The organism is Pseudomonas sp. GW823-FHT03E05 (assembly GCF_058796855.1).
The window spans coordinates 607,257-622,918 of record NZ_JBXAJB010000001.1; the positions used below are offsets into that span (position 1 = coordinate 607,257).

At 64.6% G+C, this 15,662-nt stretch carries 13 protein-coding genes; 9 read left to right on the forward strand and 4 right to left on the reverse strand.

The window, feature by feature from the left end:
* Positions 1-6 precede the first annotated feature (6 nt).
* The 3 genes from AC1RCO_RS02755 to AC1RCO_RS02765 all read left to right on the forward strand — a co-directional run bounded on the left by AC1RCO_RS02755 (position 7) and on the right by AC1RCO_RS02765 (position 2,416).
* The gene (locus AC1RCO_RS02755) at positions 7-1,269 is read left to right on the forward strand and encodes an NAD(P)/FAD-dependent oxidoreductase (protein WP_492617347.1); all 1,263 of its coding nucleotides are present in this window, start codon (positions 7-9) and stop codon (positions 1,267-1,269) included.
* 132 nt (positions 1,270-1,401) lie between these two features.
* A complete protein-coding gene (locus AC1RCO_RS02760; protein WP_065364310.1) occupies positions 1,402-1,797 on the forward strand; it encodes a hypothetical protein in 396 nt (131 codons plus the stop codon).
* A 151-nt stretch (positions 1,798-1,948) separates the two neighbouring features.
* Positions 1,949-2,416 carry a DUF6368 family protein gene (locus AC1RCO_RS02765; RefSeq protein WP_492617348.1) on the forward strand — a complete coding sequence of 156 codons (468 nt, stop codon included), beginning with the start codon at positions 1,949-1,951 and terminating at the stop codon, positions 2,414-2,416.
* A 116-nt stretch (positions 2,417-2,532) separates the two neighbouring features.
* On the opposite strand, the gene AC1RCO_RS02770 is transcribed toward AC1RCO_RS02765, so the two are convergent.
* Positions 2,533-3,105: a type 1 glutamine amidotransferase family protein gene (locus AC1RCO_RS02770; RefSeq protein WP_342402972.1), complete on the reverse strand. Its 573-nt coding sequence runs from the start codon at positions 3,103-3,105 to the stop codon at positions 2,533-2,535.
* A 305-nt stretch (positions 3,106-3,410) separates the two neighbouring features.
* Between AC1RCO_RS02770 and AC1RCO_RS02775 the strand changes: the two genes are divergently transcribed.
* The 6 genes from AC1RCO_RS02775 (at position 3,411) to AC1RCO_RS02800 (ending at position 10,366) form a co-directional block, all read left to right on the forward strand.
* The gene (locus tag AC1RCO_RS02775) at positions 3,411-4,427 is read left to right on the forward strand and encodes a fimbrial protein (RefSeq protein ID WP_492617349.1); all 1,017 of its coding nucleotides are present in this window, start codon (positions 3,411-3,413) and stop codon (positions 4,425-4,427) included.
* Positions 4,428-4,864: 437 nt separating this feature from the next.
* Positions 4,865-6,298, forward strand: a complete 1,434-nt coding sequence (locus AC1RCO_RS02780) for an RtcB family protein (protein ID WP_019095389.1) — start codon at positions 4,865-4,867, stop codon at positions 6,296-6,298.
* A gap of 255 nt (positions 6,299-6,553) precedes the next feature.
* Positions 6,554-6,943, forward strand: coding sequence for a RidA family protein (locus tag AC1RCO_RS02785; protein WP_011061860.1), 390 nt, complete (start codon positions 6,554-6,556; stop codon positions 6,941-6,943).
* 130 nt (positions 6,944-7,073) lie between these two features.
* Positions 7,074-7,838 (forward strand): IclR family transcriptional regulator, encoded by a 765-nt coding sequence (locus AC1RCO_RS02790; RefSeq protein ID WP_011061859.1) that lies wholly within the window; start codon positions 7,074-7,076, stop codon positions 7,836-7,838.
* Between the two features lie 47 nt (positions 7,839-7,885).
* On the forward strand, positions 7,886-9,103 hold the full coding sequence (locus AC1RCO_RS02795; RefSeq protein WP_492617350.1) for an amino acid deaminase: 1,218 nt from the start codon (positions 7,886-7,888) through the stop codon (positions 9,101-9,103).
* Positions 9,104-9,457: 354 nt separating this feature from the next.
* Positions 9,458-10,366 carry a sugar kinase gene (locus AC1RCO_RS02800; RefSeq protein ID WP_492617351.1) on the forward strand — a complete coding sequence of 303 codons (909 nt, stop codon included), beginning with the start codon at positions 9,458-9,460 and terminating at the stop codon, positions 10,364-10,366.
* A 157-nt stretch (positions 10,367-10,523) separates the two neighbouring features.
* Here AC1RCO_RS02800 and AC1RCO_RS02805 read toward each other — a convergent pair whose 3' ends face one another.
* The 3 genes from AC1RCO_RS02805 to AC1RCO_RS02815 form a co-directional block, all read right to left on the reverse strand.
* Positions 10,524-10,799 carry a peptidylprolyl isomerase gene (locus AC1RCO_RS02805; protein WP_011061856.1) on the reverse strand — a complete coding sequence of 92 codons (276 nt, stop codon included), beginning with the start codon at positions 10,797-10,799 and terminating at the stop codon, positions 10,524-10,526.
* A 51-nt stretch (positions 10,800-10,850) separates the two neighbouring features.
* On the reverse strand, positions 10,851-13,391 hold the full coding sequence (locus AC1RCO_RS02810) for a hybrid sensor histidine kinase/response regulator (RefSeq protein WP_492617352.1): 2,541 nt from the start codon (positions 13,389-13,391) through the stop codon (positions 10,851-10,853).
* 299 nt (positions 13,392-13,690) lie between these two features.
* Positions 13,691-15,646, reverse strand: coding sequence for an acetoacetate--CoA ligase (locus tag AC1RCO_RS02815; protein ID WP_492617353.1), 1,956 nt, complete (start codon positions 15,644-15,646; stop codon positions 13,691-13,693).
* Positions 15,647-15,662 lie beyond the last annotated feature (16 nt).

A 15,662-nucleotide genomic window follows, 5' to 3' on the forward strand; every position in this document is an offset into this window, starting at 1 on the left:
CCCGGCATGATTGCAAGTCAGCAACAACGCGGCCACGCCGTGGTGGTGGGGGCCGGGGTGGTGGGCCTGGCCAGCGCCCTGTGGCTGCAGCGCCTGGGCTGGCGGGTGACCCTGCTGGACCGCCAGCCGCCGGGCAGCGGCACTTCCTTCGGCAATGCCTGTACCTTCGCCACCTATGCCGTGGAGCCAGTGGCAACCCCCGGCATCTGGCGCCAGGCCCCGGGCATGCTGTTGCGGCGCGACAGCCCGCTGGCGATCCGCCCGGGTTACCTGCCACGGATCGCCCCCTGGCTATGGCGCTTTTTGCAAAGCTCCAGCGAGCCGCGGGTCAAGGCCATCAGCCATGACCTGCACAGCCTGCTCAAGCCCTGCATGGGCGCCTGGCAGGCGTTGTTCGACGATGCCGGGGCCAACGACCTGGTGCGCCATGACGGCTCGCTGTACATCTTCGAGGCCCACGAGCGGCAGAGCGCTATCGACATGCTGGCCTATCACCAGGGGTTCGAGGTGCCCATGCGCCTGGTGGAAGGGCCGGAGCTACGGGCCATGGAGCCGGCCCTCAACGCCCGTGCGGCCCTGGCGCTGGAACTGCCCCAGGTCAGCCGCACCCTCGATCCCTTCGCATTGAGCCAGCGCTTGCTGCGGTGCTTCATCGAGCGCGGTGGAGTGTTTCGCCGCGATGAGTTGCAGGGGGTCGAGCGCAGCGTCCAGGACGGCGAGCGGGTGCTTGCCCGCCTCGGCAGTGGCGAGCAACTGCCCGCCGAACGCCTGGTGTTGTGCAGCGGCGCCTGGTCCCGCCGCCTGGCGCAGAGCCTGGGGGACGAGATTCCCCTGGACACCGAACGCGGTTATCACGTGCTGTTCGATCAGGCCGGCGGCTTGCTCAGCCGCCCGGTGTGCTGGGGCGCCGGCGGTTTCTACCTGACGCCCATGGCCCAAGGGCTGCGGGTGGCGGGCACGGTGGAATTCGGCGGCCTCGACGCCGCGCCGGACCCGCGCCGCTATCACTACCTGTCCCGGGCGGCGCGACGCTTCCTGACCCTGCACCACGAACCGGTTTCCCGGTGGATGGGCTTTCGTCCCTCGCTGCCGGACAGCAAGCCGGTGCTCGGCCAGTCGCGGCTGCTGCCCCAGGTGCACTACAACTTCGGCCACGGTCACGTTGGCCTGACCTTGGCCGCCATCAGTGGGCAACTGGTGGCGGAACAGGCCAGCGGGCTGACCCCGAGCGTGAACCTGCAACCCTTCCTGGCGGGGCGTTTCCGCTAGTCACGCAACAGCGGTGGTTATGGGGAAGGGAAACGGTCATGTTCATCTGCTACAACGGCTTTTTCCCTCGACAGACCTGCCCGGCGGCCGGAAAGGCGCCGGGGGACCTACGCTAGCCATGGACGCGCCCCTATGCGAAATGCACTTGTGCTGACCTCCCTGTTCCTGTGTGCCGGCGCAGCTTGCGCCGAAGATCCCGCCTCGGTACTGGGCCATGGCTTTGGTTCCCTGGGCTGCATCGACCTCAAGGACCCCGACAGCAAGGCCACCTGCGGCGCCCGCGCCCTGTCCAACGGCACCGGTTGCCACGGCCTGTCCAGCCAGGGCATGCGCGACAAATGCCTGGATGAAGCGCTGTACCCGCAAAGCAGCGCGAGCCGCACCCGTACTGCGAAGGCGGCCCAACCAACGGCCCCGGTGCCCGCCCTGTCCAGCCAGCGCCTTGTCCAACCGCCTGCGCCCTTGTTGACGGAGGGCGAGGCGAAGCGGTTGGAAGAGGTGTTGGGGGTCAATGGTTCCAGGCGCTGAGCTTGGCTATTGCACCACGGGCTTTTATCCTCCCGGTCCGGTGAATGCACTGACCGGCAGGGGGCTTGAGCATTGATGCCTGCTGATGCAGCGAACAAGGGCTCGCCTGTTATCCCTGATGCGGATGCGGTGCGCTGGAGGAGGTGACTCAATGGCCGGGCCGACTGTCAGGGTGCTTTTAGCGCGCCAGATCGATGGCTTGCTCGAAAACCGGGTGCGGGCCTGTCTGGCCGCAATTGCGGATCAACCCTGGGCCGGTACGAGCTCGTTCTTCATTGGCGGTAGCCCCATGCTGTTTGGGGTGGGGGCCGAATATCCAGGGGAACTGGCGGAATATGCCGGGCTGGCCGGGCAACTGGGATGGCTCCCTGAAGACATTCTGAGCCTGGCGGCCATGGATAAAGACCAGGCGGATCACCAGCGCCTAGGGCAGGCGGCGCTGGCCTTGGCCCGTCACCTGGATGGCGTACTGGCCTTCGGCGCCAGCATCCGTGCCTACACCCGGGACAGCGAATTTCTGGCGGGGCTGGCGATCATCGAGCATGAGGGCGAGAGCATTTTCAGCGCTGCGGACTTTGCGGCCTGGTTGGGCCACCGGGATTTTCGACTGGTGAAATAATCCACGGCTACACGCCCGCACTGCCGCCCACCCACTACCTTGCGTAGGCGCTGGCTTGCCAGCCAAGGCGGCCGGGAGATCGCCTTCGCCGGCAAGCCGGCTCCTACAGGGGAGGGTCAGGCTTGCTGGCGGTGCTCGGCGGCGTGCAGGCCCAGGTAGAAGGTCAGGTTGTCGTCGCTGATGCCCAGGGTGCCGAGAATCTGTGCCATGAAACTCACTGGAGCGCTGCCCGGGGCGGTGATCACGCGCTGGTCCGCTACCGCATGGGGCACATCCTGGTAGTGCGCGGCGCCGGCATAACCCACCGCCAGCAGGTTGTCCGCCGAATTGGAGGTGTGCTTGAGCTGGTCCAGCACCCCGGCCCGGGCCAGTTCGCGGGTGCCGTCGCAGATGCCGGCGAGGACCACCTTGCGTTCCTTGGCCGCGCGTAGCAGTTCGCGGATATCCGGCGCCTGGGGGCTTTGCCAGACCGTCCCGCCGCAGACCATCAAGAGGTCCACCTCATCCAGACGAATATCTTCCAACGCCAGGTCCGGGGTCACCCGCAGGCCGCCCATGGAGGTCACGATGGCGCCCTTGGGGGAAGCGTAACGGCAGTCGAAGCCATAGTAGCCACGGCCGGTGGCGTTGATCAGGGCGGTTTCCCAGTCGGCGAAATTGTCGCAGACAAGGGTAATGGCGCGGGTCATGGGCAGCTGTCCTTGCTGAGGCGAATGAGTATTGGAGGGCGCGCAGAATAGCCCGATTTCAGCGACTCAATGGAACATCTCGTTGCTGGGCAAGGGGGAGGGCTGCTGTCGTTGGCGTGGGGCTGACCCCTGCAACAGCGCTTTGTAGGATAAGTCCTTGGCTTCTGAGGATTTATCGACAACGTTCTGTGTTCGGGCTGATAGGTGCCGTGATGGGGGGGGCTTAAAGTCGAAGTTTGGGTCGCCTCGTCCTCAGTGGAAAGAGCGCCAAACGTCGTGGACATTTGAACAGGCACCGTACTTTCATGAAGCGCAACCTTCTGCTCTCGGCTCTTGTCCTGGTGTTGTCGCTATGGGGTGAGGGGCCGGCGTATGCCGGCGGGGAGTTCTCTCCCGAGTCATCGATCATTCAGTTGCCTGCCAGCATTTACATCAGTGCAGGAACCATGAATGGCGACGTCATTGCGACCACCGCAGAGGTGGACTCGATGATGAGGGATCCATGGCCGCAAATATTCAGTTCCGAGCCCATGGTCTACAAGCTTCAAGGCGCTACGCTGGCCCCCGGTTACTACAACGTCTACTCGAGCAACGTGCCTGGAGTCGGATTCAGGTGGAACGCCAAATGGAGATGGCGTGAAAATCAGTCCGGGTCCAGCCAGTATCTGGTGGGGAGCGGAAAGTCATCCGTAAAACTCAGATGGGTCAAGGGTGATGTCTACAAGCAATCGATGTGGCTGGAAATCATAAAGATCGGCGACATCCAGAGTGGGACCTTGGCTGGTAACGGGTTGGTGAACGTTGCGTTCAACTGCGTTGGTATCTGCAACTCCAAAGGCTGGACGGTCTACACCAGCGGTAAAAGCGCAGTGACGGTGCAGCTCAGGGTGCCCACCTGCAGTGTGTCCAGCTCGCAGATTTCAGTGCCCCTGGGGCGAACATCGAACATGACCTTTTCCGGAGTGGGGAGTACCTCCAAAGCGGTGCCCTTCAAAATCAACCTGTCATGTTCGGGAGGGGATGCCGGGGCTTCGATCGGGGCTTATGTCTCGTTCATAGATGTGAACAACGGGGCTAACCAGGGCAGCACCTTGTCGCTGAGCGCCGGGTCGACTGCCTCGGGAGTGGGTTTGCAGATCCTCAAGGGAGCGACTGTTCTCGGCTACGGTTCGGGCTCTGTCAATCGATGGTGGGCGGGGAATATCTCCGCAGGGGTCTCGAGCTACGACATTCCCCTGACCGCGCGTTATGTCCAGACCGCTTCGCGAGTCACCCCAGGAACGGTCCGTGGGATGGCGACCTTGACGATGAGTTATCGTTGAGCGGTTTCATCGTTCAGGGTCTCGGCATGCGCCGGGGCCTTAGCAGTTACTACGGCTCAAGACCCAGAGCTATGCCCAGGGCCGCTTCCTCTGGCAGCAGACCCTGGCCCGCCTGCCGCCGTTGCAGGCGCGAGCTTGCTCGCGAAGACGGTTGCTGGCGCAAGGCGCACATGCCGAACAGGCCGCCAACTGCCAGGCGCAGAAGGTGCAGATCAAGGGCGTGCGCTTCAACTTCTGACCCCACGCAGCTCTGTAGGAGCCCGCTTGCTGGCGAAGGCGTCTCGCCAGGCGCCTCCTTAAATAATTTCTCCCCGGCTATTTACATCCACAGCGTCATTCCCCCATTATCCGCGCCGTCTAAGTTTCGCTGCTGACCAGACAATTCCAGCCACCAAAAGGGTGGTTGTTTTGTTGCGTCCAAGAAAAGCAGTTGAAAAATGACCAAGACTCCTCTGAAAAGAATTCAGCACAAGCTCGCCCGTTCCGGGGTGGCCATCGAACGCCTGAATTCCAATTCCCTCTCTATCTCGTCCACCAATGACGCCGGCCTCAAGGTGGATCTGCTGCTGCCCGACAGTTTTGCCATCGAAGAGAAAGCCATCCTGCAACTGATGGATTTCGCCAAGGTCGCCCACCCCCATGGCGGCGAAGTGAAGTGCGCCTGCGCCACGCCGGATTTCCATACCGGCAGCCCGATTCCGGTGGGCAGCGTGATCGTCACCAGCCACGACATGGTGGTGCCGCAAGCCATCGGCACCGACATCAATTGCGGCATGCGCCTGCACAAGCTGGGGCTGAACTACGAGCAGTTCATGGCGCAAAAGGCCAAGTGGACCGCCCTGGTGCGTGGCGATCTGCTGGAAGGCACGCGCAATATTCCCACCAGCCCCACGGCCATGAGCGCGCTGTTTGCTTCGGGGCTGGGGGATTTCTGGGCTCAGGTACAGCAACAGGACCCGATCGGGCTGTTTGCCGGGGCGGATTTCGCCCAGTTGCAGCGTGAGCTTTCGGGCCTGCATGAGTCGTCCTTTGCCCGCGGCAGCGCCGACTATGCACCGGAGGCCCTGCAGGACCTTTCGCGCAAGATCCTTCGCGACCCGGGCCTGGGTTCCCTGGGCGGTGGTAATCACTTTGTCGAGATCCAGGTGGTCACCGAACTGGTGGATCGCCAGGCCTGCTTCGCCCAGGGCCTGTCCGTGGGGCAGGTGGTGATGATGATCCACACCGGCTCTCGCGACGTGGGCTTCTATGTAGGCCGACGCTGGATGGACAAGGCCAAGGCCCTGTGGCCGGCCGGGATCAAGCATCCCGATTCGAAGATATTCGCCCTGTTTGGCGAGATGGCCGATGAGTACCTGCTGGCCATGCACAGCGCCGCGCACTACGCCGACGCCAACCGCGCACTGATCGCCGAAATGGTGCGCCAGCGCACTCGGCAGGTGTTCGGCGCGGGCATCGAAGCGCCGCTGATTGTCGATGTACCGCACAACATCGTACTGCGCGAGGAAGGCGGCAACGTCCACCGCAAAGGCGCCACACCAGCCTATGCCGGGCAGCCGCTGCTGATTCCGGGGAGCATGGGGCATGACTCCTACCTGCTCACCGGGCTGGGCAACGAACGCTGGTTGCGCTCGGCCAGCCACGGCGCCGGGCGCTCCATGTCGCGCAGCGAGGTGGTGTTCAAGGCCAAGAAGGACAAGGCCTTCCTCGGCCTGCAGGGCGTGGAGTGCATCACCACCAAGGAAGAGCGGATGATCGAAGAAGCACCGGGGGCCTACAAGGAAATTGGCCAGGTGATCCAGTCCCAGGTGGAAGAGGGCACGGTGTCGGTGATTGCGCGGTTTTCGCCGATCCTGACGTTCAAGGCGTAAGCACGAGGGGCTGTGGGGGTGGGATGGTTTTCGGGTTTGCCGTGCAACTGGACGGCCGATCCATGGTCGCTCCCGGCCCGATCGTTCTGACCCCCCTGTCATGTTCCGTGCTCCCCATGGCACACTCCTGCGGAATTTATTCCGTTATTTGATATTTAATTCCGTTGTAGCGGAATTATTGCTGTGTGGCCCAGGCCGCCTTTGTTTTCCCGAGGGTGGTCTTGTCTGCTCAGCCTTCAACCAGGAGAACCTCTCATGAGCATCACCCGTTACGGCACCGGTAGCACCGCAGGCGGTGGCCAGCCGCGTCCTTTCGCTCGCGCGGTCGAGGCCGATGGCTGGCTGCATGTGTCCGGCCAGGTGCCGGCGCTGGATGGCGAGATCATTCACGGTGGGATCGTCGAGCAGACGCATCAGACGCTGCGCAATCTGGTGGCCATTCTCGAAGAGGCCGGGTATGGCCTGGAGGATGTGGTGCGGGTTGGCGTGTGGCTGGAAGACCCGCGGGATTTCTGGAGTTTCAACAAGGTGTTCGGTGAGTACTTCAAGCCCGAACACGCGCCGGCCCGGGCCTGTGTGCAGGCCAGCATGATGGTGGATTGCAAGGTCGAGATCGATTGTGTGGCCTACAAGAAGAAGGCCTGATGGCCACGTGTAGGCGCTGGCCTGTAGGAGCTGGCTTGCCAGCGAAGGCGCCCCTGAGGGTGGCACAAGGCTTGAGGGCCTCCTCGCCGGCAAGCCGGCTCCTACGGGTCGATAGAGGGGGCGCAGGTAGATGAGCGAAGACAACATCAAGCGTCGGGCCAAGGGCCTGGATCGGGCGTTCGATATTCTCGATTTCCTCAAGGAGGTCGGCCAGCCGTTGCGGCCCAACGATATCGCCAAGGGCATTGGCGGCCCCAAGTCCACGGTCTATGAGTTGGTGGCTTCCCTGCTGGAGCGGCGGGTACTGGAACCGGTGGGCCAGGAGGGGCATGTGTACCTGGGCCGCCAGTTGTACTTTCTCGGTCAGGCCCATTTGCGTCATTTCGACCTGAGCCGCGAGGCCGATCAGGCCTTGCAGGAAATCGTCCGCCAGACCCAGGAAACCGCGCAGATGTGCCTGCTCAACGGGCGCAAATACACGGTGGCGCTGATGAAGGAGGGCGAGCGGCACTTCCGCATTTCCTCGAATATCGGCGAGAACGCGCCGATTCCCTGGACCGCTTCCGGGCGGTTGCTATTGGGGCATTTGAGCGATGGGCAGATTGTCGACCTGATCGATGAACGGGACTTCGTTCTGCCCGACGGTGAGCGTCTGCCCTTGGAGACGTTTCTCAAGCAAATCCGCCAGGCCACCGAGGATGGGTTCTTTTCCTTCGACAGCGTGGCCGACACCTTTACCCATTGTTTTGCCGCACCGGTGCGCGATGAGCACGGCGTGTGCATCTGCACGCTCTGCATCGTCGCGCCCAGGGCCGATGCCCAGCGCAATTACCAGCAATATCGCCGGGTGCTGATCGACAGCGCCAACCGTCTGGCCCGGCGTATCAACGATTGATGACTGTTTCGCGGCTGTGCGCAGCTGCCTTGATAAGGAGTGCCAAGATGTCTTCCGTATTGAACCTGCCACTGGTGGAAAAGGGCGCCGCTGCCCAGGGCGCGAGCCTGTTGCAAGACGTCAGCCTGCCGGCCCTGGTGCTGCACCGCGAGGCCCTGGAACACAACATCCGCTGGATGCAGAAGTTCGTCAGTGACAGCGGTGCCGAGCTGGCGCCCCACGGCAAGACCAGCATGATGCCCGCGCTGTTTCAGCGGCAGTTGGACGCCGGCGCCTGGGGCATCACCCTGGCCACTGCGGTACAGACTCGCGCTGCCTATGCCCATGGCGTGCGCCGGGTGTTGATGGCCAACCAGTTGGTGGGGGCGCCGAACATGGCGCTGATCGCCGAGCTGCTGGCGGACCCGGATTTCGATTTCTATTGCATGGTCGATCACCCGGACAGCGTCGCCGACCTGGGGGCGTTTTTCGCCCAGCGTGGGGTCACGCTCAAGGTGATGATCGAGTACGGCGTGGTCGGTGGGCGTTGCGGTTGCCGCACCGAGCAAGAGGTGCTGGCCCTGGCCAAGGCGATCCAGGCGCAGCCGGCCCTGGCGCTGTGCGGTATCGAAGGTTATGAAGGGGTGATCCATGGCGATCAGGCCATCAGCGGCATCCGCCAGTTCGCCGACTCCCTGGTGCGCCTGGCGGTGGACCTGCACAACGACGGGCTGTTCGCCATCGAGCGGCCGATTATCACTGCCTCGGGGTCAGCCTGGTATGACCTGATTGCCGAATCCTTCGAGACCCACAACGCCAAGGGCCGCTTCCTCAGTGTGCTGCGCCCGGGCAGTTACGTGGCTCATGACCATGGCATCTATAAAGAGGCGCAGTGCTGCGTGCTGGATCGCCGCGCCGACCTGGAGGAGGGCCTGCGCCCGGCCATGGAGGTCTGGGCCCATGTGCAGTCGCTGCCGGAGCCGGGCTTTGCCGTGGTGGCCCTGGGCAAGCGCGATGTGGCCTATGACGCCGGCTTGCCGGTGCCGCTGCGGCGTTATCGCGCCGGGGCCCAGGCCTGTGCCGGGGATGACGTGGGGGCGTGCAAGGTCACTGCGGTGATGGACCAGCATGCGTTTCTCACGGTGGCGCCGGGAGTGGAGTTGCGCATTGGCGACATCATTTCCTTCGGTACTTCGCACCCCTGCCTGACCTTCGACAAATGGCGCACCGGGTTGCTGGTGGATGAGCGCCTGCAGGTGATCGAGAACCTGGAAACCTGTTTCTGATCGCCGGAGCCGGGGATATGCAGGGTCTGCAGGAGCCGGCTCGCCGGCGAAGAGGCCTCTGGATGGTGCGCAGGCCGTGCGGACGTCTTCTCTGGCAAGCCAGCTCCTACGGGGCTGGGGAGATGTTGGGTCTGTAGGAGCCGGCTTGCCGGCGAAGAGGCCTCTGGATGGTGCGCAGGCCGTGCGGACGCCTTCGCTGGCAAGCCAGCTCCTACGGGGCAGGAGGTATGCAGGTTTTGTAGGAGCCGGCTCGCCGGCGAAGAGGCCTCTGGATGAGGTGCAGGCCGTGCGGGCGCCTTCGCTGGCAAGCCAGCTCCTACCCGGTGGAATGTGCTTTGAGGGGAGGTCAGGAACATGGACAGGAAGAAACGCATCGCGGCCATCGGCGAATGCATGATCGAGCTGCAGCAGCATCATGACGGCAGCCTGCAACAGAGCTTTGGCGGCGACACCCTGAACGCCGCGGTGTACCTCGCGCGGGAATTGGGCGAGGCCGGGCGGGTGGATTACGTCACCGCCCTGGGCGATGACAGCTTCAGTGATGCCATGTGCCAGGGGTGGGCGGCGGAGGGCATCGGCCTGGAGCGGGTGCAGCGCTTGCCGGGGCGCCTGCCTGGGCTGTATTGCATCCAGACTGACGCCCGGGGCGAGCGGCGCTTTCTCTACTGGCGCAACGAGGCGGCAGTGCGCGACTGCTTTACCACGGCGGCGGCCGGGCCGATCCTTGAAGCGCTGAAGCATTACGATGTGCTGTATTTCAGCGGCATCACCCTGGCGGTGCTGGGGGAGGTGGGGCGCGGGAAGTTGTTGCAGACCCTGGCCGAGGCGCGCCAGCGCCAGGCGCTGATAGTCTTCGACAACAACTACCGGCCGCGCCTGTGGGCGTCGGTCGAACAGGCCCGGGCGGCGTACCGCGAAGTATTGCCCCAGGTGGATCTGGCATTGCTGACCCTGGAGGATGAGCAAGCGCTGTTTGCCTATGCGGATGCCGAAGCGGTGTTCGCGGCGTATCAGGGCATTCCGGAAGTGGTGCTCAAGCGGGGCGCCGAGCCCTGCCTGATTCGCGTGGCGGGCGGTGCTTTCGAGGTGCCGGCCCAGCGGGTGGAGCAGGTAGTGGACACCACGGCGGCCGGGGATTCGTTCAGCGCAGCCTATCTGGCCCGGCGCCTGCTGGGCGGCAGCCCGGTGCAAGCGGCAGAGGCCGGGCACCGGCTGGCGAGCCAGGTCATCCAGCATCCCGGCGCCCTGATACCCCGCCATTGAACCGTGCGTTGACCTTGCGTGCGCCTTCGCTGGCAAGCCAGCTCCTACAGGGCAGGGAGAGGTTGTAGGAGCCGGCTTGCCGGCGAAGAAGCCATTGAACCGTGCGTTGACCTTGCGGGCGCCTTCGCTGGCAAGCCAGTTCCTGCAGGGCCCGGAGTCAGTCGCGGAAGAAGACTTGCACCAGGTGATAGCCGAACTTGCTCTTGATCGGGCCATGCACGGTGCGCAGGGGCTTCTTGAAAATGACCTGGTCGATGGCACCGACCATCTGCCCCGGGCGCACTTCCCCCAGGTCGCCGCCGCGCTTGCCGGATGGGCAGGTGGAGTATTTCTTCGCCAGTACGTCGAAGGCTTCACCCTTGGCGATGCGCTGCTTGAGCTGTTCAGCCTCTTCGGCGGTTTTCACCAGGATGTGGCGGGCTTGGGCTTTCATGGGCGGGTGACCTTGTAGCGGGAAATCGGCGGCCGCGGATTATGCCTGAATTCAGGGCGCGTGGCCGATCATCTGACGAATCTTCTGGGCCATTTCTTCAATGGAAAACGGCTTGGCCATCAGGTCCATGCCCGGCTCCAGGAAGCCCTGGCGCTCGGCCGCCTTTTCCGCGTAGCCGGTCATGAACAGCACCTTGAGCCCGGGCCGCTGCTGGCGTGCGATCTCCGCCAGTTGCCGGCCATTCATGCCCGGCAGGCCGACATCGGTCACCAGCAGATCGACGCGCATCGGCGATTCCAGCAAGGGCAGGGCGCTGCGCGCATCTTCGGCCTCGAAGGCGCGGTAGCCCAGTTCGGCGAGGACATTGAGCACCAGCATGCGCACTGCCGGGTCGTCTTCCACCACCACCACGGTTTCCCCGGCGATGGCCTGGGGCGCCTGGTTGAGGGTGGCGGGTTCGGCGCTGTCCAGTGGTGCGGCGAACAGCCTTGGCAGGTACAGGCGCACGCAGGTGCCCTGGTCCGGTTCGCTGCTGATGGTCACGTGGCCGCCGGACTGCTGGGCGAAGCCGTAGATCATCGACAGCCCCAGGCCCGTGCCCTGGCCGATGGGCTTGGTGGTGAAGAACGGGTCGAAGGCCTTGGCCAGGATCCGCGGGCTCATGCCGGCGCCGTTGTCGCTGACGCCGAGCATCACGTAGTCTCCGGCCTGGACCGGTTCCAGGGTGCTGATGTCGCTGCCGTCGAGGTAGCTGTTGGCGGTTTCGATCAGCAGCCTGCCGCCGTCGGGCATGGCGTCGCGGGCGTTGATCACCAGGTTGAGCAGGGCATTTTCCAACTGGCTGGCGTCGGTGTTCACCGGCCACACGCCGTCCGCCAATTGCATCTGCAGCTCGATGTGCTCGCCCTTGGTGTGGTTGAACAGCTCTTGCAGCGAGCGCACCAGCTGGTTTGGGTCCAGGGGCTGGCGGTCCAGGGACTGGCGCCGGGAGAACGCCAGCAGGCGGTGGGTCAGGGACGCCGCGCGTTTGGCCGAGGACATGGCCGCTTCGGTGAAGCGGCCGATCTCGGCGCCGCGGCCGTTGTCGATATAGCGCTGCATCAGGTCCAGGCTGCCGATGATGCCGGTGAGCATGTTGTTGAAGTCGTGGGCGATGCCGCCGGTGAGCTGGCCCACGGCTTCCATCTTCTGCGCATGGCGCAGGGCATCTTCGGCGCGTTCGCGCTCGAACATTTCGTTCTGCAGGCGCTGGTTGGCAGTGGCCAGGGCCTCGGTCCGCTGGTTGACCCGTTCCTCCAGGGTTTCGTTGAGATTGCGCAGGGCTTCTTCGGTCTGCCGGCGCTCGGTTTCGTCGATGACAAAGATGTAGAAACCATTGATCGCGCCGTCGGCGCCGTAACGCGGCAGGTACTTCATCAGGGCATGGCGCGGCCGGCCGTCGCGGTGCGGCGAGTTGGCCTCGAAGCTGCACGGCTTGCCGGCCAGTGCGGCCTTGATGTTCTCGGCGCGAGTGGCGTAGATCTCGTCGCCGACCACTTCGCGGATGCTCTTGCCGTACAGCTCTTGCGGGGTCAGGCCGTACCAGTCCAGGTAGGCGCTGTTGTTCAGGCGAAAGCGTTCCTCGTGGTCGACATAGCCGATCAGCACGGGCATGGCATTGATGATCAGTTGCAGCTCGGTCTGGCTCTGGCGCAGCGCCTGTTCCATCTGCTTGCGTTCGGTGAGGTCCAGGGCCGCGCCGAGAAAACGCGTCGGCCGGCCATGGTGGTCCTTGTAGCAGCGGCCTCGGGCGAACACCCAGCGCAGCTGGCCGTCGGCCAGTTGCAGGCGGTACTCCTCGGCGTATTCGGTGCCGTGGGTGATGCAATGCTTGATGCCCCGGGCCACCATGCCGCGGTCCTCCGGGTGCACGCCCTTGAGGTATTCGCTGATGGGCAGTTGCCGGGACTGCTGCGGATCGACGCTGTGCAACTGGGCGAAATGCGCGTCGGCGATGAAGCGGTCTTCGCCGATGTCCCAATCCCAGGTGCCCACCGCGTCGGTGGCGGCCAGGGCCAGTTGCAGGCGCTCTTCGGTCTCGTGCTGGGCGCGCAGGCTGTCGTCGGAGCGCTGCTGCAGTTCCAGGGCGATGCGCCGGCGCTCGTTGGTCTCGATGGCGGTGACCAGGATTCCGGCGACGTCGCCGCGTTCGTTGCGGATCGGGCTGTAGGTCAGGTCCAGCCACAGGTCGTATTCGCTGCCGTTGGTGCGTTGCAGGCTGAAGCGCTGTTCGCTGAAGGTGCGCACCTGGCCGTTGAGCACGGCGCGGTAGATCGGGTCGGTGAAGTCCATCAGTTCCGGCCAGGTCAGGTGCGCCGGGTGGCCGAAGGCACTGGGGTGCTTGTTGCCCGCCAGCAGGGCGAAGCCGTCGTTGTAGATCTGCGTCAGCTCGGCGCCCCACAGCAGCAGCATCGGCATCGGCGAATGGATCACGATGTCCACGGCGGTGCGCAGGCTCTGGGGCCAGTGGCCGGATTCTCCGAGGGGAGTGGCCGACCAGTCCAGGCGGGCAATCAGGTTGGCGGCTTCGCTGCCGGAGTGGGGGCCATTCATGTCGAAGGTGTCCTGGGTGGTGCGGTATTACGCGGCGACGCCACAGGCTCGCGCACTCGAAAAGTCGCATGGACATGCGGTGCATATTCAAACGGATGGATTGTAGGCGTTTTCGGCGCGCACATTTTCACCCGCTTTTGCGGCGGATGACCAGTCTAGAGGGGCTGAACGGTTATCAGAGTGATGCGTTGGGGATGCGGTAGCCCGTAGGAGCCGGCTTGCCAGCGAAGTGGCCATTGCCTAGCGCGCCGACCTGGGCGACGCCTTCGCCGGCAAGCCGGCTCCTGCAAGGAGCGGGGTCAGCTGCGCAGTTCCTCGCGGTCGCGAAACTGCTCCAGGGCCTCGGGGTTGGCCAGGGCGTCGGTGTTCTTCACCGGCAGGCCGTGCACCACGTTGCGTACCGCCAGTTCGACGATCTTGCCGCTGATGGTGCGGGGAATGTCCGTGACCGCGAGGATCTTCGCCGGCACATGGCGCGGCGTGGTGTTGCTGCGAATCACCTGGCGAATGTGTTCCTGCAAGGCTTCATCGAGCTCCACGCCGTCTTGCAGGCGCACGAACAGCACCACCCGCACGTCCTGCTCCCAGCTCTGGCCGATGGCCAGGCTTTCCAGGACCTGCTCCAGCTTTTCCACCTGGCGGTAGATTTCCGCGGTGCCGATACGCACCCCGCCGGGGTTGAGCACGGCGTCTGAACGCCCATGGATCAGCCAGCCACCCTCGGCCAGTTGTTCGGCGTAGTCGCCCTGGGCCCAGACGCCGGGGAACAGGCTGAAGTACGAGGCCTTGAGCTTGCTCTGGTCCGGGTCGTGCCACAGGCCCACGGGAATGCTGGGGAAGTGCCGGGTGCACACCAGCTCGCCTTTCTCGCCGATCACCGGCTGGCCCTGGTCGTTCCACACTTCGATGGCCATGCCCAGGCCCTTGCCTTGCATCTCGCCGCGGCGCACCGGTTGTATCGGATTGCCGGCGACGAAGCAGGCGACGATATCGGTGCCGCCGGACATCGAGGCCAGGCACAGCTCGCTCTTGATCTCGCGGTACACGTAGTCGTAGCTCTGCGGCGACAGCGGCGAGCCGGTGCACAGCAGGGTCTTCAGGCTCTCCAGGCGGTGGCTCTGGCGCGGCCGGCTGCCGGCCTTTTCCAGAGCCGCCAGGTACTTGGGGCTGGTGCCGAAGACGCTGATGGCTTCGCGGTCGATCAGGTCCATCAGGTGCTCGTTGCTGGGATGGAACGGCGAGCCATCGTAGAGCACCAGGCTGGCCCCGGTGGCCAGGGCCGAGACCAGCCAGTTCCACATCATCCAGCCGCAGGTGGTGTAGTAGAACAGGCGCTCGCCGGGGCCCAGGTCAGCGTGCAGGCCGTGTTCCTTGAGGTGTTGCAGCAGCACCCCGCCGGTGCCGTGGACGATGCACTTGGGCACCCCGGTAGTACCGCTGGAGTAGAGGATGTACAGCGGATGGGCGAAGGACACCGGAACGAATTCGGGCTCGCCGCCGGGGCGGTAGAAGTCGTCCCACAGGCTGACGCTGGCCGGGGTGCGGTAGTCCTCGGCCCGGGCCTGCGAGCGGGCGTAGGGCACGATCAGCAACTGCTCCAGGGACGGCAGGCGCTCGAGGATCTGGTTGACCTTGGCCGTCTGGTCGATGTCCTTGCCGGCGTAGCGGTAGCCGGCGCAGGTGATCAGCACCTTGGGCTCGATCTGGCCGAAGCGGTCGACCACCCCCTGGGTGCCGAAATCCGGCGAGCAGCTGGACCACACGGCCCCGAGGCTGGTGCTGGCGAGCATGCCCACCAGGGTCTGCCAGGTGTTGGGCATGCAAGCGGCAACCCGGTCACCGAGGCCGACTCCAGCGTCCCGCAGGCTGCGTTGCAGGCCGGCGACCTGGGCCGCCAGTTCGGCGTGGGTCAATTGTTCGCGCTGGCCGTTTTCGTTGATCGCCACCACCGCGACGCTGTCATCCCGACGCTTGAGCAGGTGCTCGGCGAAGTTCAGGGTGGCGCCGGGAAACCACTGTGCGCTGGGCATCTGCGGCCCTTCGCGCAGCACGCATTCAGCAGGCTGGTGGAAGCTGACGTCGAAGACGTCGACGATGGCCTGCCAGAAGCTTTCTCGCTGGTCGATGCTCCACTGGTGCAGGGCGGGGTAGTCGTGAAGATTCAACCCGTGGCGCTGATTGACGAAGCGGCGAAAGGCATCCATCCGCGTCTTGCCGATGCGCTCGGCGCTGGGTTGCCAGAGAATGTCGGACATGCAAGGCCTCGTGTTC